Raw genomic sequence first — 21,359 nt, 5'->3', positions numbered from 1 at the left:
ACACTGAAAAAACATTGAATTTTCTTTCACGCGCGCCAGTCGGAATTTGTAAGCCGCCTGGATTTAGTTCAACTTCCAGCCGCCCTTGAACACCAAGACTTCCCAGACACTATCAACAAGGAAATCGACATGGGCACAATTCTTATCATTATCCTGATCCTGTTGCTGATCGGTGGTCTGCCGGTCTTCCCACACTCCAGAAGTTGGGGTTACGGTCCTTCGGGCATTATCGGTGTGGTGCTGGTTGTACTGTTGGTGCTGCTGTTGCTCGGCCGCATATGACGTTTTGACCGACAAAAAAAGAGGCCCTGAAAAGGGCCTCTTTTTATTGCGCGGAAGGATCAGTCCGGCTTGCCGTTAATCACACCGGCGGTGTTGTCGAGCAGGCTCTTGGTGGCCGTCTGCAGGAACGCTTCGAGTTTGAGTTTCAACTCGGCGGTGCGCGGTGCGTCCGGAATGATTTCGGCGGAAGGATTTGCGCCCAGTTGGTACTGGTAGATCTTCGGCGCCATTTCCTTCTCTTTCGGCAGTACCAGGATCTGGTCAGCGGTGACGATGGCGGTGGTCTGCTCGCTGCCCGACGGCTTGATCACACCGAAACCGGTGTCGCCTGCCGGCAGGTTCAGCAAGTCACGGCCCCAGCACTGATGACGCACTTCGCCACCCAGGCGACCCATGATGGTCGGCACGATGTCGATCTGCGTACCCACGGTGTGGTCACGAGTACCGAATTTCTCCTGGATGCCCGGTGCGATCATCAGCATCGGCACGTTGAAGCGGCCCAGGTCCATTTCGGTGATCTGACGCTCGTTGCCAAAGCCATGGTCGCCGACGATGACAAACAGGGTTTCCTTGAAGTAAGGCTCCTTGCGGGCCTTTTCAAAGAACTGGCCCAGTGCCCAGTCCGCATAACGCATGGCGGTCAGGTGTTCGTTGAGCGTGCCACGATCCGTCACGCGCTCGACCGGCAATGGCGTCGGCAAGGCGTAAGGCGTGTGGTTGGACAGGGTCTGCAGCAGCGCGTAGAACGGCTTGCCGTTTTCACGTGCCTTGAGCTCCACCAGACCACGGTCGAACATGTCCTGGTCGGACACGCCCCAGGTCGGATCGGAGAACACCGGGTTGACGAAGTCATTGCGGCCAACGAAGTTGGTCATGCCCTGGTTGCTGAAGAAACCGGACTGGTTGTCCCAGGCGAAGTCGCCGTTGTAGACATAGACGTCGTCATACTTGCGCGCGCTGAGCAGCTGCGGCAGGCCGGACAGTTTGTGGCTGCCTTCCGGGGTCTGCATCAGGTATTCGAAACCCGGCAGGTTCGGGAAGCAGGCCATGGTGGCGAACATACCCTGGTGGGTGTGGGTGCCGTTGGAGAAGAAGCGGTCGAACAGCAGGCCTTCCTTCGACAGTTTGTCGAGGTACGGCGTGATGTTGCCCGGTGCGCCCAGAGCACCGACCGAGTGACCGGCCATGCTTTCCATGAGGATCACGACAACGTTCTTGATCGGCAGGGTCTTGTCGGCTGGCGGCGTGTAGTCACGACGCACGGCGGCGATGTCGGCATCGACCAGTTTGTCGTCCGGCATGACCAGCATCTCGCGCACGACTTTCTGCGCCTGATCCTGCGGCAGCGTGGCTTTCCAGATGTTGTTGCGGTCTTCGCCCATGCGGTCCTTGGCGGCCGCGATCAGCGACAGGGTGCCATTGAGGCCGAGCTGGTTGGCGAAGTTCGATTCGGTGGTGTACACGTCACCCCAACGCAGCGGCGGGCCTTGACGCAGGGTGCCACGCACGGCGACCACACAGATCAGCAGGCACACCACGAACACCGCCAGACGCGCATACCATGGCGCTACCTGACGAGTGCCGACGTTGCCGCCACTGAACGGGCCACGCGGACGGGTCAGACGGTCGGCGCCCTTGAACGCCAGGGTCAGGATCAGCGTGCCCACGGCCCAGGCCAGCAGGTAGCGCACCACCGGGAAACCGTACCAGAGCATGCTCATCACGGTTTTCGGGTCTTCCTTCACGTACTGGAACACCAGGCCGTTGAGGCGCTGGTGGAACTCGCGGTAGAAGTCCATTTCCATCAGGCCGAGGAACAGCGCGATGCTGGAGGTCACCGTCAGCCATAGACGGAAGAACCCGCGCGCGGCCATGGCCCGGGCACTGAACAGCGCCAGCACCATCGGAACGCAGAGGTAGACCACCAGGCGCAGATCGAAACGCAGGCCGTTGGCGAAGGCTTCGAGGAACGTCGAAGCCGGGGTGTCGAGGATCATCTCGCGGTTGTAGACCAGCAGCGCGAGGCGCAGCACGGAAAACATCACCATCATGACCAGCGCGCACAAGAGCGTGTAGGCCAGATGCGATTTGACGGTCGGTTGCAGCAGGCGACTGGAAGATCGCTGCTGATTCAGGGCGTCCGGGTTTGCCATGTCGTTTTAGGACCCATTGGAAGTTGAAGTTGCAAAAATACAGCTGCGCCCTGCCCTCTGTTGGCCATTCCAGGCCCCGGGGCTTGCGCGGTGCGCAAATGTTGCACGATCACCGGCGGCATTGCCATTGATTACTGCCCCGCTGCCGGACTCTTTCATTAAAGGCACGGCATACCCGGACAGCTGCAAACAGCGCGGGCGAATTGTCTTGAAGACTTTGTGAAAATTTCGTTCAACGCATATCCGGAAACACAATAAACCTACAAAACAAAACGCCCCGAGTTCTTCGGGGCGTTTGCAGAGGAACGCGATACTTACTTCTCGGCGCGCTCTTTCAGGGCTTTCAAGGTATTGAACGGTGCGTCGACCACAAACTTGTTGGCAATCATCGACGGCACGCTGCCGCCTGGTTCGGTGTGGACCTGATAGGTCACTTCGACCTGATCGCCTTTTGGCACGAACTTCCAGAAGCCTTTGACCTGAGCTACGCGCACAAAGCCTTTTTCTTCCGGCAGGTACTTCGGCAGGCCTTCGAGGTTGCGGGTCAGGCTGCCATCGGCGCCTTCAACGGTGGTGACATGCAGGATCGAGTCGCGCGGGGTCACTGGCCACGGCGTGTTGAACTGGGTGTAGGTCCAGCTCTGGTCGCCTTCGTGCTTGAGCAGTTTCTGGGTCTTGCACTCGTGAATCCAGGCACAGGCACCGGAGACGTCCTCCTGCAATGCGCGCAGTTTGGCGACGGTGGTCTTCATCAAGGTCACGCCCTGATAGGACTTGTAGTCCGAACCCGGCACTTCGCTCAGGGAGACCTTGATGCCATCTTCGTTCTTGGCCACTTTCCAGTCTTCAGCCTGGGCAGCCGAAGTGGCCAGCACGGCAGTCAAACCACACAACACAGCGATACGATGCAGCGAACCCATAGTCTTATTCCTTATTGTTGAAGTTCCGTTCGTTTGACACATCACGCCGCCGTCATCTGCTCCCACCAGCCGAGCAGTCTGATCGCGTCTTCCTGACTGCTTCCGCAGACTTCGACATCGGCCTTGAACCCTGAACAGACCGCTGGACGCTCCGGTTGGCCGAAAATGCTGCACAGGTTTTCGACCGAGAGCTGAACGCAACGTTCGCCGGCAGGTTTGCCATCGGGCATGCCCGGAATCGGCGAGCTGATGGAAGGGGCAATGCAACAGGCGCCACAACCTTCACGGCAGTTCATGACGACGAGTTCCTCGCGACGGGCAATGTGTTAAAGGGACGCGGAACAGGGTAACCGCTAAAACGGCTGTTTAAAATTCCCTGAACCGGGGTTTTTACGCAGAAACGAAAGTGACTGACCAGTCTCCGACAAAGCGTCTGGTCTGCGGGTCACGGATCGATTGAATTTACTGCTTGAATTCGAAATCCAGCGCAGCGCCTTCGACTTCGCGGCGCTCTTCATTGCGCAGCTGCAACTGCATTTCGTTGCTCAGCAGACGACCGTTGAGCTGGAAGCCGCTGTTCTTCTCGCCAAACATCTGCGGCAGGATCGCTTCGCGCTTGGGCAGCGGCACGGTGCCAACCGGTTTCAACTGCTGAACCATGTCCTTGGGCAGGCTCAAGTCGAGTCTGGCCGGAGGTAATGGCGTCTTGGCCACTTCACTGGCGGATTTCGACTTGGAAGCGATCGGTGCACGTTTCTTGGCGGGGGCGGCTTTCTGCTGCTTTTCTTTCGCAGGAGCGGCTTTCTTGCTGGCAACCGGCTTTTTCACCGTGGACGCTGCTGTCGGTTTTTCCGAAACGGCAGCGGCCATGACAGCTGGCGCGTGACCGATCATCAACAGACAAAGCAAAACCCAGGCAGCAGGAAAAATCGCTTTCATGGAACCTACAACGCTAACGGCAGAGGGCCATATGCTCGCTTGTTGAACGCCACATGACAAGCGCGCCGCGCTGTCTGTTCAGAAACCGCCGGCCATTTCCTGACACAGTTGAGTCGCCAGCAGACCAAGCGTCATCAGCGCCCGCTCCGCCTCGCGATTCCACGGCGTGCCGCAGTTCAGCCGGATACAGTGGTTGAACTGCTCGGTATTACTGAAAATCAGCCCCGGCGCGATACTGATGCCCTGCTGTAATGCGCGGACATGCAATTCCTGTGTGTTGACCCGCCCCGGCAGGCTCACCCACAGGATGAAACCGCCCGTGGGTCGGGTCATTTGCGTGCCTTCGGGGAAGTACTGCTGCACCGCCAGCTGGAATGCGCTGAGGTTTTTTCGGTATTCCTGGCGGATGTACCGCAAATGCCGGTCATAACCGCCATTTTCCAGATAAGCGGCGATCGCCATTTGCGTGACGCTGCAAGCCGAATGCGTGGTGAAGGTCTGCAGACGCTGGATTTCCTGTTGATACTTGCCGGCAATCATCCAGCCGACGCGCACACCGGGTGACAAGGTCTTGGAAAAACTCGAACAGTAAATGACCCGATCCAGCCGGTCGTAGGCCTTGAGCGCCTTGGTGCGACCTTGCTCGAACATCAATTCGCCATAGATGTCGTCTTCGACGATCTGGATATCGAAGTCCGAGGCCAGGCGCAGCAATTGTTTTTGCCGCTCTTCGGGCATGGTGCCACCCAGCGGGTTACTCAGCCGGGTCGTCAGCACCAGCGCTTTGATCGACCATTGGTTGGCCGCCAGTTGCAAGGCTTCCAGACTCATGCCGGTGGCCGGGTCGCTGGGAATTTCGATGACTTTCAGGCCCAGCAGGTCGGCCAGTTGCAGCAATCCGTAATAGGTCGGTGATTCGGCGGCGATCAGATCGCCCGGGCGCGTCAGCACCCGCAGCGACATCTGCAAGGCATCCACACAACCGTGGGTGATCACCACTTCCGACGGGTCGACCACCACACCGGCGTCGCGCATGCGGATCGCCACTTGTCGGCGCAACGGCTCGAAACCGGGGCTGAACATGTAGCTGAAGGCGCGCGGGCTATGGAATCGGGTGACCTTGGCCAATTGCTGATGCAGTGCGCGCACCGGCAAATAATCAACACTGGGCACCGCTGCACCCAGCGGGAACACGCCTTCGCGGCGCGACTCGACCAACACTTGCTGAATGATGCTCGCGCGGGTGACCAGGCCAGGTCGTTCGACCCGGGCAATGTCCGGAGTCGGTGCGGTCAGTGCCGGGGTCTGGTGCACGTAGTAGCCAGACTGCGGCCGTGCACGGATCAGCCCCTGATCCTCGAGGTTGGCGTAAGCCTGCAACACCGTGGCATGGCTGACGTTGAGCTGCGAACTCATCTTGCGCACCGAGGGCACGCGCTCGCCCGGCTGATAGACGCCGCGGCGGATGTCTTCGGCCAGTTGTTGAGCAATACGTTGGTAGAGCAAGAGATTGGTCATGACGCAGCACTCGATATCACGGGCGTTTTATTTTTGTGTGAACAATACCGGAACAGTCTGGAAGTGTACTGGGACAGTTGCCATATTAGTCAACCATACAGTGCAGTGTCGGATAAATCTGTACTGCTTTGTGAGGTAATCGACAGACGTAAAAAAGCCCGGCTCTGCATGACAGGCCGGGCTTTCCAGTAACGCCACCCTCAGCGGGCGGCGCCGAGCTGGCCTTTTTCGTCGGAGAACACGATTTCCACGCGACGGTTCTGCGCACGCCCACGCTCGGAAGCGTTGGCGTCCACCGGGTATTCGTCGCCGTAGCCTTCGACCTGAATGCGTTTTTCGTCGATGCCCAGGTCCGTCAGCACATCGGCAACCGACTGTGCGCGGTCGCGGGACAGTTTGAGGTTGTCCTGCTTGCCGCCGGTGCTGTCGGTGTAACCCTCGATACGCACCACGCGTTTCGGATTGAGTTGCAGGAACTGCACAATCTTCAAGACCACGCGATTCGCCGAGTTCTTCAGCTCCGCCTCGCCGGTGTCGAACAGCACGTCACCCAGGGTCATCACCAGACCACGGTCGGTCTGGGTGGTGGCGAGAGCAACGATCTGCTCTTCCAGCCATTTGCCCTGCTGCTGCACGCTCAACAGTTTGGACTCGCGCAGTGCCAGTTGCAGGCGTTGGCGCTCCAGCTCCAGCTTCGCCGCGCGCTCTTCGTTGAGCACCAGGTTGGTGTGCTCGCGGGCGATCTGGCTGTAACGCTGGCTCAGATAGGAGTAATGCGCCACGTCCGAGCCACTTCCCCAGTAAGTGGAGAGACGATCGGCGCGGGCCAGGGATTCACCGGCACGAATCACGTCTTTCGGCGCGATACGCAGCACATTGGAATCTTCCTTGACCTTCTGGAAGTCAGCACTGGCCTCCTGCAAGGCGGTTTCGCTGTGTTGGCCGGCGCAGCCATAAAGGCTGGCGCAACCCACGAGGATCAAAGTGCCGAAGGCTTTTGAAGTCAGGCTCATTGGGCATCCCCCAGTTGCTTGCGCAGACGGACGATGCGGGTATTGAGCACGTTCAGTTGCTCCTCGCTCTTCTGGGTCAGCACCTTGGCTTCGGCCAGGCGTGCATCCAGCTCGGCCTGTTCGGCGCGCATCCGCGCGTTCTTGAAGGATTCGCCGGCCATGCTGCCTTTGGCCCGGTTGAACTTGTCTTCCGCCAGTTTCATTTCCGGCACTTCGTCGGCGGTGGCGCCGACGGCCTTGGCCTGCTCCAGCGCCTGTTCGGTCAGGCGCATTTGTTCATTGGGTGCCGGATCGCTGGCGCAACCGGCCAGGGCCAGAACGGCCAGGGCCGTGAAAAGAACTCGATTACTCACTAAGAATCCCTACTGTTTTGGGGCGCTGACAGGTGGTTGCGGCGGCTGTTGCTGCTGCGCCTTCCAGCGCTCGATGTTGCGTTGCAGCGCGGCTTCCGTCAGGCCGGACGCGGGCAATTCTGTCATCTTTTTGGCCAGCTGTCCGCGCAACCACGGATCGTTGCAAGCCGAGTTGTGGGAAAGCGCAAGGAACAGACCCGGCCGGTCAATCGGTTGCTCGAAGGCCAGCAGATCATTGGCCATGCCCAGGGCCTGCGCGGCCGCCATCCCCGAGTAACGGCCGGCGAGTACATATTCCACTTCGCCCAGCAGCAGTTTCTGCAGGGCCTGAGTGAGGTTTGCCGTACGGGTCAGGGTCAAATGCTGCTCGGCAAAAGTGCCAAATGCCTGGGTCATTCGAGACTTTTCCGACAATCCTCCTTGATGGCCCTGGAGATCCTTCGCTTCGCTGTAGACCAGGGTCGAGCCTTTGCGGGTCCACACCAGATAGTCGTTTTCCAGCATAGGGGGATGGATGTAGTCGAGGTTTTCCAGCTCGTTGAAGGTCATGGGCGCGTCGGCCAGCATGTCCATGCGCCCGCTGCGCACTTCGTCGAGGGCCTGTGAGCGCTTACCGGCATAAAGCAATTCGACCTTGATGCCCAGGTCCTTCGCCACTTGCTGCAACAGGTCGGCACTGGCACCGATCAACTGTTTTGGATTCTGCGGATCCTGCCAGAGATACGGCGGTGCATCCGGGCTGCCGGTGACGACCAGTCGCTCGCATTTGCCCGCTGCCATGGACAACCCCGGCAACAGGCTGGAACACAGCAATAACGAGAAGCCCAACCGGCGATGCAGATCCATGGCGAAACGCTCCCACTCAAATCCGAGACAAAAAAAAGCCCGACCAACAGGCCGGGCTCTTTATAAGTGAAGCCGCCGGATTAGACCAGCTTCTCCAGCTCAGGTACGGCTTCGAACAGATCCGCCACCAGGCCGTAATCGGCCACCTGGAAGATCGGCGCTTCTTCGTCCTTGTTGATCGCAACGATCACTTTGGAGTCTTTCATGCCGGCCAGGTGCTGGATCGCGCCGGAGATACCGACGGCGATGTACAGCTGAGGCGCAACGATCTTGCCGGTCTGACCGACCTGCATGTCGTTCGGTACGAAACCTGCGTCGACTGCGGCGCGGGAAGCACCCACGGCAGCGCCCAGCTTGTCGGCCAGCGCGTACAGGTGTTTGAAGTTGTCGCCGTTCTGCATGCCGCGGCCGCCGGAAACGACGATCTTGGCAGCGGTCAGCTCAGGACGATCAGATTTCGCAAGCTCTTCGCTGACGAAGCTGGAAGTACCGGCGTTGTGAGCAGCGGCAACCGCTTCAACGGCAGCCGAACCACCTTCAGCGGCAACCGGGTCGAAACCGGTGGCACGCACGGTGATCACTTTGATCGCAGCGGTCGATTGCACGGTAGCGATGGCGTTACCGGCATAGATCGGACGCTTGAAGGTGTCAGCGCTTTCTACCGAGATGATCTCGGAGATCTGGTCAACGTCCAGCTGGGCGGCAACGCGCGGCAGGATGTTTTTACCGTTGGAGGTGGCGGCAGCCAGGATGTGGCTGTAGCCCTTGCCCAGTTCGGCGACCAGCGGAGCAACGTTTTCCGGCAGCTGATGCGCGTAGGCAGCATTGTCAGCGTTCAGGACCTTGCTCACGCCTGCGATTTTCGCGGCGGCTTCAGCCACGGCGCCAGCGCCCTGGCCTGCGACCAGAACGTGGATGTCGCCACCGATTTTGGCAGCGGCAGCAACGGTGTTCAGAGTGGCCGGGGCCAGCACTTTGTTGTCGTGTTCAGCAATAACCAAGATAGTCATTTAGATTACCTTCGCTTCGTTTTTCAGTTTCTCGACCAGTTCAGCCACCGACTTGACCTTGATGCCAGCGCTGCGTGCAGCCGGCGCTTCGACTTTCAGGGTCTTGTTGGTGGAGGCGGTGGAAACGCCCAAAACGTCCGGAGTCAGCACTTCGAGAGGCTTCTTCTTGGCTTTCATGATGTTTGGCAGGGACGCGTAGCGCGGCTCGTTCAAACGCAGGTCGGTGGTGACGATCGCTGGCAGTTTCAGGGAAACGGTCTGCGCGCCGCCGTCGATTTCGCGGGTCACGGCAACGCTGTCGCCGGAAACTTCGACTTTCGAGGCAAAAGTGCCCTGACCGTAGCCGCTCAGTGCTGCGAGCATCTGGCCGGTCTGGTTGTTGTCGCTGTCGATGGCCTGTTTGCCCAGGATCACCAGCTGAGGCTGTTCCTTGTCGACCACGGCCTTGAGCAGCTTGGCCACGGCCAGGGAAGTCAGGTCTTCAGCGGATTCGACGAGGATGGCGCGGTCGGCACCCAGAGCCAGTGCGGTACGCAGCTGTTCCTGAGCGGTGGACGGGCCGATGGAGACGACGACGATTTCAGTCGCAACGCCTTTCTCTTTCAGGCGTACGGCTTCTTCCACTGCGATTTCGCAGAATGGGTTCATCGACATCTTGACGTTGGCGAGGTCTACGCCGGAATTGTCCGCCTTGACGCGAACCTTGACGTTGTAATCCACAACGCGTTTGACAGCTACAAGAACCTTCATGGATTCCTCGTTACTCTCCGGTGAAAAGAAAGTCGCCTAGGCGAACCTGGCGGTTGATGCTCATCGGGCACAAGGGCACCTCTAAAAACGCCGGCTGAGCGGGATGACCGTTCGTCAGTCGTGACCGACGAGTCATGCCGCTTCGCGGTGTGTAAACTGCGCGCCGAACCTGCGCTGCGCATCACCGGTTACCGCCTACGCCCTGTCTTTAGAGGTGCTCTTGAAACCACCATTCAGCCTACGGCGAGCGCAAAACCGCCCGTATCTTGACCGGAACGCCCATTCTGGTCAATACGCCAAAATGCCCTGTCATAAGCCGCGCTTCTTTGATTTCTCTGGGCTGGAGCCGATTCAAACAAACGTTTGTATTGGACGCTAAGAGTGGTGTAGATATAATGCGCCGCCTAGAGAGAAAGGTGGTTTGCCCATTATTAGCCTTGACGTTAACGTAAAGGCAATAACGGATACGACACCGAACCTCCAAATTAGAAAAAAAACTGTTGAGCCTTGAGTAGGAGATAGCCTGTGGAACGCGAATACATGGAATTCGACGTGGTCATCGTCGGTGCCGGCCCCGCTGGCCTGTCCGCCGCCTGCCGTCTGAAGCAGAAGGCCGCCGAAGCCGGTAAGGAAATCAGCGTCTGCGTGGTCGAAAAAGGCTCCGAAGTCGGCGCACACATCCTTTCCGGTGCCGTATTCGAACCACGGGCCCTGAACGAACTGTTCCCTGACTGGAAAGAACTCGGCGCCCCGCTGAACACGCCAGTCACCCGCGATGACATTTTCGTGCTGAAAAACGCCGAAAGCGCGCAGAAAATCCCTGACTTCTTTGTGCCCAAGACCATGCACAACGAAGGCAACTACATTATTTCCCTCGGCAATCTGTGCCGCTGGCTCGCTCAGCAGGCCGAGAACCTGGGCGTGGAAATCTACCCGGGCTTCGCCGCTCAGGAAGCACTGATCGATGAAAACGGCATCGTGCGCGGGATCATCACCGGTGACCTCGGCGTCGACCGCGAAGGCCATCCGAAAGAAGGCCTGTACACCCCGGGCATGGAACTGCGTGGCAAATACACGCTGTTCGCCGAAGGCTGCCGTGGCCACATCGGCAAGCAACTGATCAAGCGCTACAACCTCGACAGCGATGCCGATGCCCAGCACTACGGCATCGGCTTGAAGGAAATCTGGGAAATCGACCCGGCCAAACACCAGCCAGGCCTGGTGGTGCACACCGCCGGTTGGCCGATGGACATCATGGGCACCGAGAACACCGGCGGCTCCTTCCTCTATCACCTGGAAAACAACCAGGTGGTGGTCGGCCTGATCGTCGATCTGTCCTACAGCAACACCTACCTGTCGCCGTTCGACGAATTCCAGCGCCTCAAGCATCACCCGGTGCTCAAGCAGTACCTGGAAGGCGGCAAGCGCATCAGCTACGGCGCCCGCGCCATCTGCAAGGGCGGCCTGAACTCGCTGCCGAAAATGGTCTTCAAGGGCGGCGCGCTGATCGGTTGCGACCTCGGCACCCTGAACTTCGCCAAGATCAAAGGCAGTCACACCGCGATGAAGTCCGGCATGCTCGCCGCTGAATCCGTGGCCGACGCACTGTTCGCTGACAAGGATGGCACCGAAGAGCTGACCACCTACGTCGACGCCTTCAAGAAAAGCTGGCTCTACGAAGAACTGTTCGCCAGCCGCAACTTCGGCCCGGCGATCCACAAATTCGGCGCCATCGTCGGCGGCGGTTTCAACTGGCTGGACCAGAACATCTTCGGCGGCAAACTGCCGTTCACCCTGCACGACACCAAGCCGGACTACGCCTGCCTCAAGCTCGCGGCCGACTGCAAGAAGATCGACTACCCGAAACCCGACGGCAAGATCAGCTTCGACAAGCTGAGCTCGGTGTTCATCTCCGGTACCAACCATGAAGAAGAACAGCCGTGCCACCTGAAACTGACCGACCCGACCATCCCGTTGAGCCGCAACCTGCCGATGTACGACGAACCGGCGCAGCGTTACTGCCCGGCCGGCGTATATGAAGTGATCACCAAGGAAGACGGCGAGAAACGCTTCCAGATCAACGCCCAGAACTGCGTGCACTGCAAGACCTGTGACATCAAGGACCCTTCGCAGAACATCACCTGGGTGACGCCGGAAGGCGCTGGCGGCCCGACTTACCCGAACATGTAAGTCGATCTGCAGAACATCAAGGCTCCCTATATGGGGGCCTTTTTGTTGCCTGCGATTTGTAAAAGATCAAGCCGCGCGCTCATCCCCCGGGCTGCGTTCGAAATAGCGTTTGTACTCGCGACTGAACTGCGACGTGCTCTGATACCCCACCCGATGCGCCACCTGCGCGACACCCAGCCCCTCGGCGATCAACAACGTCTGCGCCTTCAACAAACGCAAACGCTTCAGATACTGCACCGGCGACAGCAACGTGCTGCGTTTGAAGTGTTCGTGAAAGGTCGAAACGCTCATGTTCGCGCAACTGGCCAATGTCTCGACGTTCAACGGTTCGGTGTAGTGCGAATGCAAATGGCTGATCGAAGCCGCCACCCGGGCAAACTGCCCCTGCTGCTCCACCAGCGCCCGCAATACATCAGCCTGTGGACCGCGCAACGCGACGAACAACAACTCCCGCACCCGCGCAGGCCCGAGAATCTGGCACTCCAGCGGATCGTGCAGACAGCGCAGCAAGCGTTCGACGCAGCCGCGCATGTCATCATCGAGCACCACCGAGGTCATCGACTCCGGTGTCTGCGCCGGAATATGCCGCCCCGGCGCCAGCCCCATGGCCAGCACCAGCTCACCGAGCAACACCCGGTCGATCGCCACCGAGACCCCAAGCAACGGCGCGTCCGGCAACGCATAGGTTTCGCACTCGAACGGCACCGGCAACGCCTGGATCAAGTAATGCCCGGCACCGTATTCCATGGTGCGCGGCCCCAGATACGCCAGTTTGCTGCCCTGGGCGATGATCATCAGGCTCGGCTCATAAATGTGCGGACCACGGGCAACGTCACAACTGGCGCGCAGCACCTGGACGCCCGGCAGCCCGGTCGGGCTGTAACCATCGCGCAGCGCCAGCGGTTCGATCAGCGAAACCAGCGTGGCGTTGGCATCAAGGTGACGGGTCAATTGCATCGGGTGGCTCTTCAGAAAAAATCACGGAAAAAGGGATAAAAGCATCATCGCAGATCCTTTTGCCAATGCGACCGATCAACCCCGCATGCCGGAGGATTAGGCATGACACCCGGAGGAATCGCCATGGCCGGACGACCGGACGGCGCCCAGAATGCGCCGCCTCACTTGTCACTGCTTTTGCGAGGTTTCACATGTACACCGCCATCGGCTATGCCGCTCAAACGGCCACCACCCCCCTCGCCCCGATGAAATTCGAACGCCGCAGCCCTCGTGCCGACGATGTCGCCATCGAGATTCTGTACTGCGGCGTCTGCCACTCCGACATCCACCAGGCGCGCAACGAATGGGGCATTGCCGTTTACCCGTTGATGCCCGGCCATGAGATCGTCGGAAAAGTCACCGCTGTCGGTGCGAACGTCACCAAACACAAAGTAGGAGATCTGGTCGGTGTCGGCTGCATGGTCGACTCTTGCCGCACCTGCGAAGCCTGCCAGTCGAACCTCGAGCAATATTGCCTCGAAGGCCCGACCATGACCTATGCCACACCCGACCGGGTCGATGGCAGCAACACCATGGGCGGCTATTCGGACAGCATCGTGGTCAGCGAACACTTCGTGGTGCGCATCCCCGAGAAGCTGGATCTGGCAGCGGCTGCTCCGATTCTCTGCGCCGGCATCACCACTTACTCGCCGCTCAAGCACTACGGCGTGAAGGCCGGCGACAAGGTCGGGATTCTCGGCATGGGCGGCCTCGGTCACATGGGCATCAAGTTCGCCAAGGCCATGGGCGCCGAAGTGACGCTGTTCACCCGTTCGGCGAGCAAGGCCGAGGAAGGTCGTCGTCAGGGCGCCGATCACGTGATCGTCTCCACCGACGAAGAACAGATGAAAGCCGCGGCCGGTCGTTTCGACTTCCTGCTCGACACTATTCCAGTGCAGCACGACCTCAACCCGTACCTCGACACCCTGCGCTTCGACGGCGTGCATATTCTGGTGGGTCTGATCGAACCGATCGATCCGCCGGTTCACGCCGCCAAACTGGTATTGGGCCGTCGCGTATTGGCCGGCTCGCTCATCGGTGGCGTCGCAGAAACCCAGGAAGTGCTGGATTTCTGCGCCGAGCACAACATCAGCTGCGACATCGAAATGCTCGACATCCGCCAGATCAACGAGGCCTACGCCCGCATGATCGCCGGTGATGTGAAGTACCGTTTCGTGATCGACATGGCGACCCTGAAGCTTTAAACCTTCAGGCCAAGCTCCGCCGAAAGCCGGGTTGTGACCCCTTTGATCAGGGGAATCAGCTCGGCCATTTTCTCCAGCGGCATATACGGCACGGTGCTGGCGATGCTGATCGCCGCGACGATGCGCTTGCTCGCGTCGCGGATCGGCGCCGCCACGCAACGGATCGACGGTTCGTTGTCTTCCAGATCGAACGCGTAGCCGCCGGCCACGTACTCGGTCATCCGCTGCTCCAGCTGCTCCCACGACTGCTGGGGATGCTGCGGCCAGAATTGACTTTTCCCACCCGCTGGCAGGCTGATGTCGTACAGACGCTGCCAATCCTGCGGCGCGTCATCCAGCATCAAGGCCTTGCCGATCCCGGTGCGCGCCAGCGGCATGCGATGGCCGACCCGCGAGCGCATTTCCGGGCCGTTGCGCCCCGGATTCTTCAACAGGTACAGCACCTCGTCGCCTTCGCGAATCCCCAGGTGCACGGTGTCACCGGTCAGCGCCGACAACTCGTCCAGATACGGCCCGGCCAGGGTCACCAGCGGCAACTCTTCACGCGCCTGGAAACCCAGTTCGATCAGCTTCGGCCCCAGCAGATAACCGACTTGCGGCACGACGCGCAGGTAACGCTCGTCCACCAGGCAACTGGCCAGACGATGGGTGGTGCTGCGCGTGGTACCGATCAGGCGGGCAATCTCTTTGAGATCGCGGGCGCCACTGGCGACGGCCTGCACCACACCCAACCCGCGAAGCAGGGTCTGGGTGCCGGTCGGCGCGGCGTCCTTGGCGGTTTTTGGGGCGTCTTCCTGCATATCCAGCCTTTAGCGTTGAGCGAGGGAACGGGCGGCATTATGGTCGCCCGACAGGGACGACTACAACTCGATGCGCTCGACCTTGCCCACCAGCAGCACGTAGGACAAAGCGCCGATCAATGCCAGAACCGCGATGTAGGTGATCGCCGGGGCGAACGAATCGCCGCTGGCCAGGAAGCCGATGACAATCGGCGTGGCAATCGCCGACAGGTTGCCGATGAAATTGAACACCCCGCCGGTCAAGCCCAGCAGCCGCGCCGGCGCCAGTGTCGAGACCAGCGACCACGTGATCGACGCCAGCCCGTTGCCGAAAAACGCCAGGGCCAGGAAGGCAATCACCAGCGGCGTCGATTCGACGAAGTTGGCGCCGATGATCGAGGTGGAAATCAGCAGGCCACCAATGATCGGCAATTTGCGCGCAAACCCGACGGTACAGCCACGGCGAATCAGGAAGTCGGAAAAGAACCCGGAGCACAGCACGCCGATGAACGCAGCGAGAAACGGCAGAGACGCCAGCAGTCCGGACTTGATGAAGTCCATGCCGCGATATTTCACCAGATAGGTCGGAAACCACGTCAGGAAAAACCACAGCGTCGAGTTGAGGCAAAACTGGCCGAGGTAAATCCCCCACAGCTTGCGTTTGCTGAGGACGATGCCGAGATCGGTCCAGCTGAATTTCGCTTTCACTTTGGCGGCTTCGGCGGCGATGTCCACCAGCCCTCCGCCCTCACGGATCAGGTCGATTTCGCCTTCGTTGGCGCCTTTGAAATCACGCGGTTCGCGATACACCGCATACCAGATCGCGGCCCAGACAATGCCCACCGCCCCCGTCACGACAAACACCATGTGCCAGCCAAACTCATGTTGCAGCCAGGCCAGTACCGGGGTCAGAAACGCCAGCCCGACAAACTGCCCGGAGGTGTAGAAACCGATCGCCGTGGCACGTTCGCGCTCGGGAAACCAGGTCGTCACCACGCGGCTGTTGATCGGATACGCCGGCGCTTCCAGCGCACCGACCGCCATGCGCAGCACGAACAGCGCGATGAAACTGGCGGCGAAACCGAGCATCACCGTGGCCAGCGACCACAACAGCAGCGCGACGCTGTACAGGATGCGCGGTGGCACCCGATCCACCAGCCAGCCGCCGGGAATCTGCATGGCGGCGTAGGTCCAGCCGAACGCGGAGAAGATCAGTCCGACATGCACCGGGTCGATGCCCAGCTCGGTGGTGAGCGCCGGGGCGGCAATCGACAGATTGCTGCGGTCGAGGTAGTTGATGACCACGGTGATGAACAGCAACACCATGATAAAAAAACGCTTGCGGCTGGGCGTGACTAACGTCGCTTGCCCGGTGAGGGTTTGCGGTTGCATGGGGAGAACCTCTTCTTATGTTTATTGAGGTTGGCCTGAGGCCTTGAGTCGTTCCCGCGCTCGGCACGGGAACGATCAGATGTGCTGAGTCAGCCACTCACCACTCGGCAAAACTGCCATCGGCATGGCGCCAGATCGGGTTGCGCCAGCGGTGGCCGACCGCCGCGCGTTCGATCACGTATTCCTCGTTGATCTCGATCCCCAGGCCCGGGCCGTTGGGGATTTTCACGAAGCCTTTGTCGTAGTCGAACACCCGCGGATCCTTCACATAATCGAGCAGGTCATTGCTCTCGTTGTAATGGATGCCCAGGCTCTGTTCCTGGATAAACGCGTTGTAACAAGCGGCGTCCAGTTGCAGACACGCCGCCAGTGCGATCGGCCCCAGCGGGCAGTGCAGCGCCAGCGCCACGTCGTAGGCTTCGGCCATGTTGGCGATCTTGCGGGTTTCGGTGATGCCGCCGGCGTGGGAGGCATCCGGCTGGATAATGTCGACGTAACCTTCGCTCAACACCCGTTTAAAGTCCCACCGCGAAAACAGCCGCTCGCCGAGGGCAATCGGGGTGCTGGTCAACGGTGCGAGTTCTTTCAGCGCTTCGTAGTTTTCGCTGAGCACCGGCTCTTCGATGAACATCAATTTGTACGGGTCGAGTTCCTTCATCAGCACCTTGGCCATGGGTTTGTGCACTCGGCCATGGAAGTCGACGCCGATGCCGACGTTGGGCCCGACCGCATCGCGCACTGCCGCGACATTGGCCAGCGCCAGATCGACTTTCTCGAAGGTATCGAGGAATTGCAGTTCCTCGGTGCCGTTCATTTTCACCGCGGTAAAACCGCGACTCACCGCCTCTTTCGCGGCCCGCGCGGTGTCTGCCGGACGGTCGCCGCCGATCCACGAATACACGCGGATCTTGTCCCGAACCTGACCACCAAGCAGATCACTCACCGACACGCCCAGCGCCTTGCCCTTGATGTCCCACAACGCCTGGTCGATGCCGGCCAGTGCGCTCATGTGGATCGCCCCACCCCGGTAGAAGCCGCCGCGATACAGCACGGTCCAGATGTCTTCGATGTTGCGTGGGTCTTTGCCGATCAGGTAGTCGGACAATTCCTCGACCGCTGCCGCGACGGTGTGGGCGCGGCCCTCGACCACGGGCTCGCCCCAACCAGTCACACCCTCGTCGGTTTCGACTTTCAGGAAGCACCAGCGTGGCGGGACGATGAAGGTGGTCAGTTTGGTGATTTTCATCTTTTTGTCTCTCTTATAGATGCAGCGCACGCAGCGCCAAAAAGTCTTAGCGAAGGGCTTTCCAGGCCGCCACGTAGGCCTTGGCATTGGCCGCCACTTGCTCAGTCGTCATGCCCGGTTTGAACAGCCCGGAACCAAGACCGAAGCCTTTGACGCCGGCGTCGATGAACGCCTGCATGTTGTCCGGGGTAATGCCGCCGACCGGCGCCAGAATCGTCCCGACCGGCAGCACCGCCAGCCACGCTTTCACCACTGCCGGCCCCATCTGCTCGGCCGGGAACAGCTTGAGAATGTCCGCGCCCTCCTCCAGCGCCGCAAAGGCTTCGGTCGGCGTGGCGACGCCCGGCGACAGGTACAGCCCCGCCGCTTTCGCCGCTCGCAATACCTTGGCATCGCTGTGGGGCATGACGATGACCTGGCCGCCGGCCTCCTTCACCAGTTCGACCTGTTCCGGGGTCAGCACCGTGCCGGCACCGATCAGGCAATCAGCGGGCAGGGTCTTACGCAGGATGCGAATGCTTTCGTACGGCGCGGGGGAATTGAGCGGTACTTCGATGACGCGAAATCCGGCGGCATACAGGACTTCTCCGACAGCGGCGGCTTCCTGCGGATGCAGGCCGCGCAGGATCGCGATCAGACCGTTTTGCGCCAGTGCTTGCTTGAGCATGTCAGGCCTCCAGTCAGGGTTAACGGGATGAGGAATCGATCAGTCCGGCGGCAAGCGCCAATTGCCACAGCCCACGCTCGGTGGCCTGCTCGGCCAGGGTCACCCGGGCGAAACCACAGGCGTCGAGCGCACGGCTGTAGCGGGCGCACAACTGCGCGTTGCCGATGAGGATGATCGAAGGAAGCTGCGCGCTGTTGCGACGGCGCCGTTGCACGGTGGCCAACGCTGTCAGCTCGTGGCCGATCAGCAGGCCGGACAGATAGTCCGGTTGCGCGGTGGCGCTGAGTTCACCGGTCAGGCCCAGGCTGCGGGCGCTGAACAGGGTCGACAGCGCGCCGATCTCGCCTTCCGACGACAACGCCACCTGCACGCCGCGATCAAACGCCTCGGCATCGAACGTCGCGCTGTGCTGTTGGGTACGGCCGAGAATGCTGTGTTCACTGAGCACGGCGAACACCTCGCCGGTCATGAAGGTGTCGAAACGAGTGATGCAGCCATCGGCCACTTCCACCCATTTCGAATGACTGCCCGGCAGGCCGATCAACAGATCTTTGCCCGCCTCGACCGGCAGATTCTGCAGGACGCCGAGGACCTGGGTTTCTTCGCCGCGCATTACGTTCGGCAGCGTCGAGCGCTGAATCACACCCGGCACGATGTGCACATCGACACCGCGAAGACTGCGAACGGTTTGCAGGGATTTTCCGAGATCGGCGACGTTCGCCGGCGTATCGCGGTAGGACGCTTCGCGCCAACCCTGAGCGCTGCCGACCATGCCGCAGGCGATCACTGGCAAGTCGGGTTGCGCATCGAGCCAGTCGCCGCACGCCTCATCGAATGCCAACTCAAAACCGTCGGCGCATTCACGACCGTTGATGACCCGCGGCGTCTTCGGCAACTGCATGATCCCGAACGACAGCGACCGCTGCGCCAGCACCTGCCCGCCCGCCGCGAGTTTGTATGCACGTAGGGAGGTCGTCCCCCAATCGAGCGCGATCAATTGCGCCAGCATCGCTTCACCTGTTTTGTTATTGGCAGTGAGTGAGCTGGACTATAGACCTCTCAAGTGGAAAATCTCAATATGTAATTTTACATCCCATATTTTGGGACGCGTTCAATCCAAGGCGTCTATCGCTCGACAGGATCCAGGTGCTTGTTGAGGATGACGCTCAAAGATTCATGCTCACTCGCTCCCACCTCATGTGTACGCCCCTTCTCGTCGGCTATGCCTGGCTCCTGACGCCCGTCTCCTCGAATGATGATGTACGCCACCTGGGGTGCAGGCGTTCCCTCTGCTCCGGCAACAATCCGCAATTTCGTATTGTTCGGCGCAAAGGAGGCCAACATTCCGGCATAGGGCACATCACTGCATAGCCCGAGACTGTCGATCCGGTCATATCCTGCTGCCAACTCATAACGCCAACGCACGATGCACACCGACGCAAGTGGCAGCAATGAACGCGGCTGGTCAGAGGGTTTAAGCGAGACACGCGACGGTGCCACCCGAGGGTTTTCCAACTGGGCAATGAATCGCGACGTGGGGATGTACATGACTCTTGAGTAGTAGGCGACATACGGAAACGCGGTGATCACCACCTTGCACGGAATGTATTCCTGCGGCTTGAGGATCTGCACCAACTCAACGGGCCTGACCCACTCCCGGCCGTCGTTGAGGGCGTGATTCTTCAGGTTGATCCTTGCAAACATCTCATACCGGCGGTCGCCTTCGATCAAACGCATTTCACTGACCGTCCCCGAAGCTTCCAGAGCGATCTGATGTTCGACGGAAAAATTCAGGTCACCCTTCAGCGAGCAATGAATCGAGGTTCCAATCTGGCCGCTCTGTCCATGCACTTCATACAAATCGATGAGGTTTCGGTCAGAGGTGAAACGCAGATCGTACAAGGAAGAAAATGCGTGATTGATCGAGACAAATTCAAGCCTGGCAGGTGGAACGTCGAGATGCAGGCAGGACGAACACATCAAGAAACTGCTCAACAGCAACCATTTGCAAATACGAAAGTTCAACGTTCCTCCTCCTTGGTCAGAACGCGAACAAAATCGGAGGCTGGAACACCCATTGGTCTTGAGTAGTAAACTCCATAGCCATAAGCGGAGGCATAAAACCGGCATGCCAAAGCATTGCGAGCATTCAACAACGCCAAAAGATCTTTCGAAGAAATGAAAGTATTCGAGCCGGTCTCATGGTCGGTATGAATCGCATTCAGTTCCGCCGAGTACTGATGCCTGGTCTGTGAGTCCGTACGATCAACTTCAACCATCATGCCATCCAGATAGTCTGACTCACCCTGCCTTTCAAAGAGTTCCACTTTTGCGCCCAGATAGCACGCAAACCCTTCATAGGTTTGGTTTCTACCTGCATGGGTATCGAAGAATTTCAGCAAATCCTTATCCGAAGAAAACCGGACATCAAAGCGTGCGTAATCAGGCACATAGCTTACAGACTCAAACTGTATATCAATGGGCGGCACCGGTGGATTTTGCGTGCAAGCACCGCACAAAAATAACAAACCTACAACTATATATTTCTTCAAGGGAAAATCCTGTTAATTACAATCAGTACTCAGCGTTAGCTTTCAGCAATTCCTTGCTAGGCACTTTCATCACGTTAGAGAAGTAAGTCGTGTACGTCGTGGAATGAACCCGAAACAAACAAGCGATCGAGTCTTTTTTCATCAAGAAAGGGGCCAAAGTATCTCCTTGCAGATATCGCTCACCACCACTACTTTTTTCAGACTCACTAAAAATGACGTCAGCCCTGTAAAGCCCCGGCTCGGCCGATACTTCCTCAACCAGACCAAATCCCGATTGCTTTATATGATGTGCTTGAGAAAAATCCAGATCATCGCTCAGCGAGCAAATCAGGCCTTGACCAATGGACGACTTGAACAAACCGAGAAGATCGATATCCGACGCAAAGTAAATCTGATAAATCCCGGTATTGCGGAGTTGCTCAACCTTTGAAATTTGCAGAGTTGCAATAGGTCGACCATGATTCAGGGAGCAGGCTGAAAGCACTAACATCAAAGCGAGAAAACATACCCATCTCATAAAAATTCAACCTTTTTGTGCGTTTCTGAAT

Annotated in this window: 22 protein-coding genes; 3 read left to right on the top strand and 19 right to left on the bottom strand. The window is 59.2% G+C overall.

Translation table 11 applies throughout. The features are described 5' to 3' along the window. The first annotated feature begins 123 nt into the window (after positions 1–123). Entirely contained in the window at positions 124–282 is a 159-nt protein-coding gene (locus AC1RMX_RS22860) for a DUF3309 family protein (protein WP_169432680.1), read from the top strand. A gap of 59 nt (positions 283–341) precedes the next feature. Here the strand turns inward: AC1RMX_RS22860 and AC1RMX_RS22855 are convergent, their stop codons facing one another. From AC1RMX_RS22855 to AC1RMX_RS22810, 10 genes are all read right to left on the bottom strand, one after another. Next, entirely contained in the window at positions 342–2,435 is a 2,094-nt protein-coding gene (locus AC1RMX_RS22855; RefSeq protein ID WP_096820995.1) for an LTA synthase family protein, read from the bottom strand. Positions 2,436–2,749: 314 nt separating this feature from the next. Beyond that, positions 2,750–3,355 (bottom strand): START domain-containing protein, encoded by a 606-nt coding sequence (locus AC1RMX_RS22850; RefSeq protein WP_085704686.1) that lies wholly within the window; start codon positions 3,353–3,355, stop codon positions 2,750–2,752. A 41-nt stretch (positions 3,356–3,396) separates the two neighbouring features. Then, on the bottom strand, positions 3,397–3,651 hold the full coding sequence (locus AC1RMX_RS22845) for a YkgJ family cysteine cluster protein (RefSeq protein ID WP_102620504.1): 255 nt from the start codon (positions 3,649–3,651) through the stop codon (positions 3,397–3,399). Positions 3,652–3,817: 166 nt separating this feature from the next. Then, complete coding sequence (locus tag AC1RMX_RS22840; RefSeq protein WP_096820993.1) at positions 3,818–4,294, bottom strand: translation initiation factor 2; 477 nt, start codon at positions 4,292–4,294, stop codon at positions 3,818–3,820. Between the two features lie 78 nt (positions 4,295–4,372). Continuing rightward, positions 4,373–5,812: an aminotransferase-like domain-containing protein gene (locus AC1RMX_RS22835; protein WP_096820992.1), complete on the bottom strand. Its 1,440-nt coding sequence runs from the start codon at positions 5,810–5,812 to the stop codon at positions 4,373–4,375. A gap of 200 nt (positions 5,813–6,012) precedes the next feature. Further along, positions 6,013–6,825 carry an OmpA family protein gene (locus tag AC1RMX_RS22830; RefSeq protein ID WP_192558680.1) on the bottom strand — a complete coding sequence of 271 codons (813 nt, stop codon included), beginning with the start codon at positions 6,823–6,825 and terminating at the stop codon, positions 6,013–6,015. Continuing rightward, a complete protein-coding gene (locus AC1RMX_RS22825) occupies positions 6,822–7,178 on the bottom strand; it encodes a DUF4398 domain-containing protein (protein WP_096820990.1) in 357 nt (118 codons plus the stop codon). The genes AC1RMX_RS22830 and AC1RMX_RS22825 overlap by 4 nt, the downstream gene beginning before the upstream one ends. 9 nt (positions 7,179–7,187) lie before the next feature. Next, positions 7,188–8,024 (bottom strand): substrate-binding periplasmic protein, encoded by an 837-nt coding sequence (locus tag AC1RMX_RS22820; RefSeq protein WP_096820989.1) that lies wholly within the window; start codon positions 8,022–8,024, stop codon positions 7,188–7,190. Positions 8,025–8,104: 80 nt separating this feature from the next. Next, entirely contained in the window at positions 8,105–9,034 is a 930-nt protein-coding gene (locus AC1RMX_RS22815; protein ID WP_085710904.1) for an electron transfer flavoprotein subunit alpha/FixB family protein, read from the bottom strand. Continuing rightward, on the bottom strand, positions 9,035–9,784 hold the full coding sequence (locus AC1RMX_RS22810; RefSeq protein WP_493073076.1) for an electron transfer flavoprotein subunit beta/FixA family protein: 750 nt from the start codon (positions 9,782–9,784) through the stop codon (positions 9,035–9,037). A 525-nt stretch (positions 9,785–10,309) separates the two neighbouring features. Between AC1RMX_RS22810 and AC1RMX_RS22805 the strand changes: the two genes are divergently transcribed. Further along, complete coding sequence (locus tag AC1RMX_RS22805) at positions 10,310–11,974, top strand: electron transfer flavoprotein-ubiquinone oxidoreductase (protein WP_096820988.1); 1,665 nt, start codon at positions 10,310–10,312, stop codon at positions 11,972–11,974. Between the two features lie 66 nt (positions 11,975–12,040). Here the strand turns inward: AC1RMX_RS22805 and AC1RMX_RS22800 are convergent, their stop codons facing one another. Then, a complete protein-coding gene (locus AC1RMX_RS22800) occupies positions 12,041–12,931 on the bottom strand; it encodes an AraC family transcriptional regulator (RefSeq protein ID WP_096820987.1) in 891 nt (296 codons plus the stop codon). Between the two features lie 191 nt (positions 12,932–13,122). Here AC1RMX_RS22800 and AC1RMX_RS22795 point away from each other — a divergent pair, with 191 nt between their 5' ends. Then, entirely contained in the window at positions 13,123–14,175 is a 1,053-nt protein-coding gene (locus tag AC1RMX_RS22795; RefSeq protein WP_011335405.1) for an NAD(P)-dependent alcohol dehydrogenase, read from the top strand. Here AC1RMX_RS22795 and AC1RMX_RS22790 read toward each other — a convergent pair. The 8 genes from AC1RMX_RS22790 to AC1RMX_RS22755 all read right to left on the bottom strand — a co-directional run bounded on the left by AC1RMX_RS22790 (position 14,172) and on the right by AC1RMX_RS22755 (position 21,328). Next, the gene (locus tag AC1RMX_RS22790) at positions 14,172–14,975 is read right to left on the bottom strand and encodes an IclR family transcriptional regulator (protein WP_096820985.1); all 804 of its coding nucleotides are present in this window, start codon (positions 14,973–14,975) and stop codon (positions 14,172–14,174) included. The genes AC1RMX_RS22795 and AC1RMX_RS22790 overlap by 4 nt on opposite strands. A 60-nt stretch (positions 14,976–15,035) precedes the next feature. After that, positions 15,036–16,346, bottom strand: a complete 1,311-nt coding sequence (locus AC1RMX_RS22785) for an MFS transporter (protein WP_096820984.1) — start codon at positions 16,344–16,346, stop codon at positions 15,036–15,038. A gap of 97 nt (positions 16,347–16,443) precedes the next feature. After that, positions 16,444–17,592: a galactonate dehydratase gene (dgoD, locus tag AC1RMX_RS22780; RefSeq protein WP_007908327.1), complete on the bottom strand. Its 1,149-nt coding sequence runs from the start codon at positions 17,590–17,592 to the stop codon at positions 16,444–16,446. 46 nt (positions 17,593–17,638) lie between these two features. Continuing rightward, positions 17,639–18,259 (bottom strand): 2-dehydro-3-deoxy-6-phosphogalactonate aldolase, encoded by a 621-nt coding sequence (locus tag AC1RMX_RS22775; protein ID WP_096820983.1) that lies wholly within the window; start codon positions 18,257–18,259, stop codon positions 17,639–17,641. 19 nt (positions 18,260–18,278) lie between these two features. Continuing rightward, a complete protein-coding gene (locus AC1RMX_RS22770; RefSeq protein WP_493073074.1) occupies positions 18,279–19,268 on the bottom strand; it encodes a 2-dehydro-3-deoxygalactonokinase in 990 nt (329 codons plus the stop codon). A gap of 116 nt (positions 19,269–19,384) precedes the next feature. Continuing rightward, positions 19,385–20,284, bottom strand: a complete 900-nt coding sequence (locus AC1RMX_RS22765) for a hypothetical protein (RefSeq protein WP_493073073.1) — start codon at positions 20,282–20,284, stop codon at positions 19,385–19,387. Beyond that, positions 20,281–20,811: a hypothetical protein gene (locus AC1RMX_RS22760; protein ID WP_096820980.1), complete on the bottom strand. Its 531-nt coding sequence runs from the start codon at positions 20,809–20,811 to the stop codon at positions 20,281–20,283. Before AC1RMX_RS22760 ends, AC1RMX_RS22765 begins: the two co-directional genes overlap by 4 nt. 22 nt (positions 20,812–20,833) lie before the next feature. Further along, positions 20,834–21,328 (bottom strand): hypothetical protein, encoded by a 495-nt coding sequence (locus tag AC1RMX_RS22755; protein WP_493073072.1) that lies wholly within the window; start codon positions 21,326–21,328, stop codon positions 20,834–20,836. Between the last annotated feature and the right edge of the window lie 31 nt (positions 21,329–21,359).

It is taken from the genome of Pseudomonas sp. GW822-FHT03F04 (genome assembly GCF_058801405.1).
Note: the sequence above shows the minus strand (reverse complement) of the source record. Positions and strands in the feature narration are given on the sequence as shown.

Coding starts and splice junctions, on each gene's coding strand:
- AC1RMX_RS22855 (WP_096820995.1), bottom strand. CDS start 2,435: ATGGCAAACCCGGACGCCCTGAATCAGCAGCGATCTTCCAGTCGCCTG.
- AC1RMX_RS22850 (WP_085704686.1), bottom strand. CDS start 3,355: ATGGGTTCGCTGCATCGTATCGCTGTGTTGTGTGGTTTGACTGCCGTG.
- AC1RMX_RS22845 (WP_102620504.1), bottom strand. CDS start 3,651: ATGAACTGCCGTGAAGGTTGTGGCGCCTGTTGCATTGCCCCTTCCATC.
- AC1RMX_RS22840 (WP_096820993.1), bottom strand. CDS start 4,294: ATGAAAGCGATTTTTCCTGCTGCCTGGGTTTTGCTTTGTCTGTTGATG.
- AC1RMX_RS22835 (WP_096820992.1), bottom strand. CDS start 5,812: ATGACCAATCTCTTGCTCTACCAACGTATTGCTCAACAACTGGCCGAA.
- AC1RMX_RS22830 (WP_192558680.1), bottom strand. CDS start 6,825: ATGAGCCTGACTTCAAAAGCCTTCGGCACTTTGATCCTCGTGGGTTGC.
- AC1RMX_RS22820 (WP_096820989.1), bottom strand. CDS start 8,024: ATGGATCTGCATCGCCGGTTGGGCTTCTCGTTATTGCTGTGTTCCAGC.
- AC1RMX_RS22815 (WP_085710904.1), bottom strand. CDS start 9,034: ATGACTATCTTGGTTATTGCTGAACACGACAACAAAGTGCTGGCCCCG.
- AC1RMX_RS22810 (WP_493073076.1), bottom strand. CDS start 9,784: ATGAAGGTTCTTGTAGCTGTCAAACGCGTTGTGGATTACAACGTCAAG.
- AC1RMX_RS22800 (WP_096820987.1), bottom strand. CDS start 12,931: ATGCAATTGACCCGTCACCTTGATGCCAACGCCACGCTGGTTTCGCTG.
- AC1RMX_RS22795 (WP_011335405.1), top strand. CDS start 13,123: ATGTACACCGCCATCGGCTATGCCGCTCAAACGGCCACCACCCCCCTC.
- AC1RMX_RS22790 (WP_096820985.1), bottom strand. CDS start 14,975: ATGCAGGAAGACGCCCCAAAAACCGCCAAGGACGCCGCGCCGACCGGC.
- AC1RMX_RS22785 (WP_096820984.1), bottom strand. CDS start 16,346: ATGCAACCGCAAACCCTCACCGGGCAAGCGACGTTAGTCACGCCCAGC.
- dgoD (WP_007908327.1), bottom strand. CDS start 17,592: ATGAAAATCACCAAACTGACCACCTTCATCGTCCCGCCACGCTGGTGC.
- AC1RMX_RS22775 (WP_096820983.1), bottom strand. CDS start 18,259: ATGCTCAAGCAAGCACTGGCGCAAAACGGTCTGATCGCGATCCTGCGC.
- AC1RMX_RS22770 (WP_493073074.1), bottom strand. CDS start 19,268: ATGCTGGCGCAATTGATCGCGCTCGATTGGGGGACGACCTCCCTACGT.
- AC1RMX_RS22755 (WP_493073072.1), bottom strand. CDS start 21,328: ATGAGATGGGTATGTTTTCTCGCTTTGATGTTAGTGCTTTCAGCCTGC.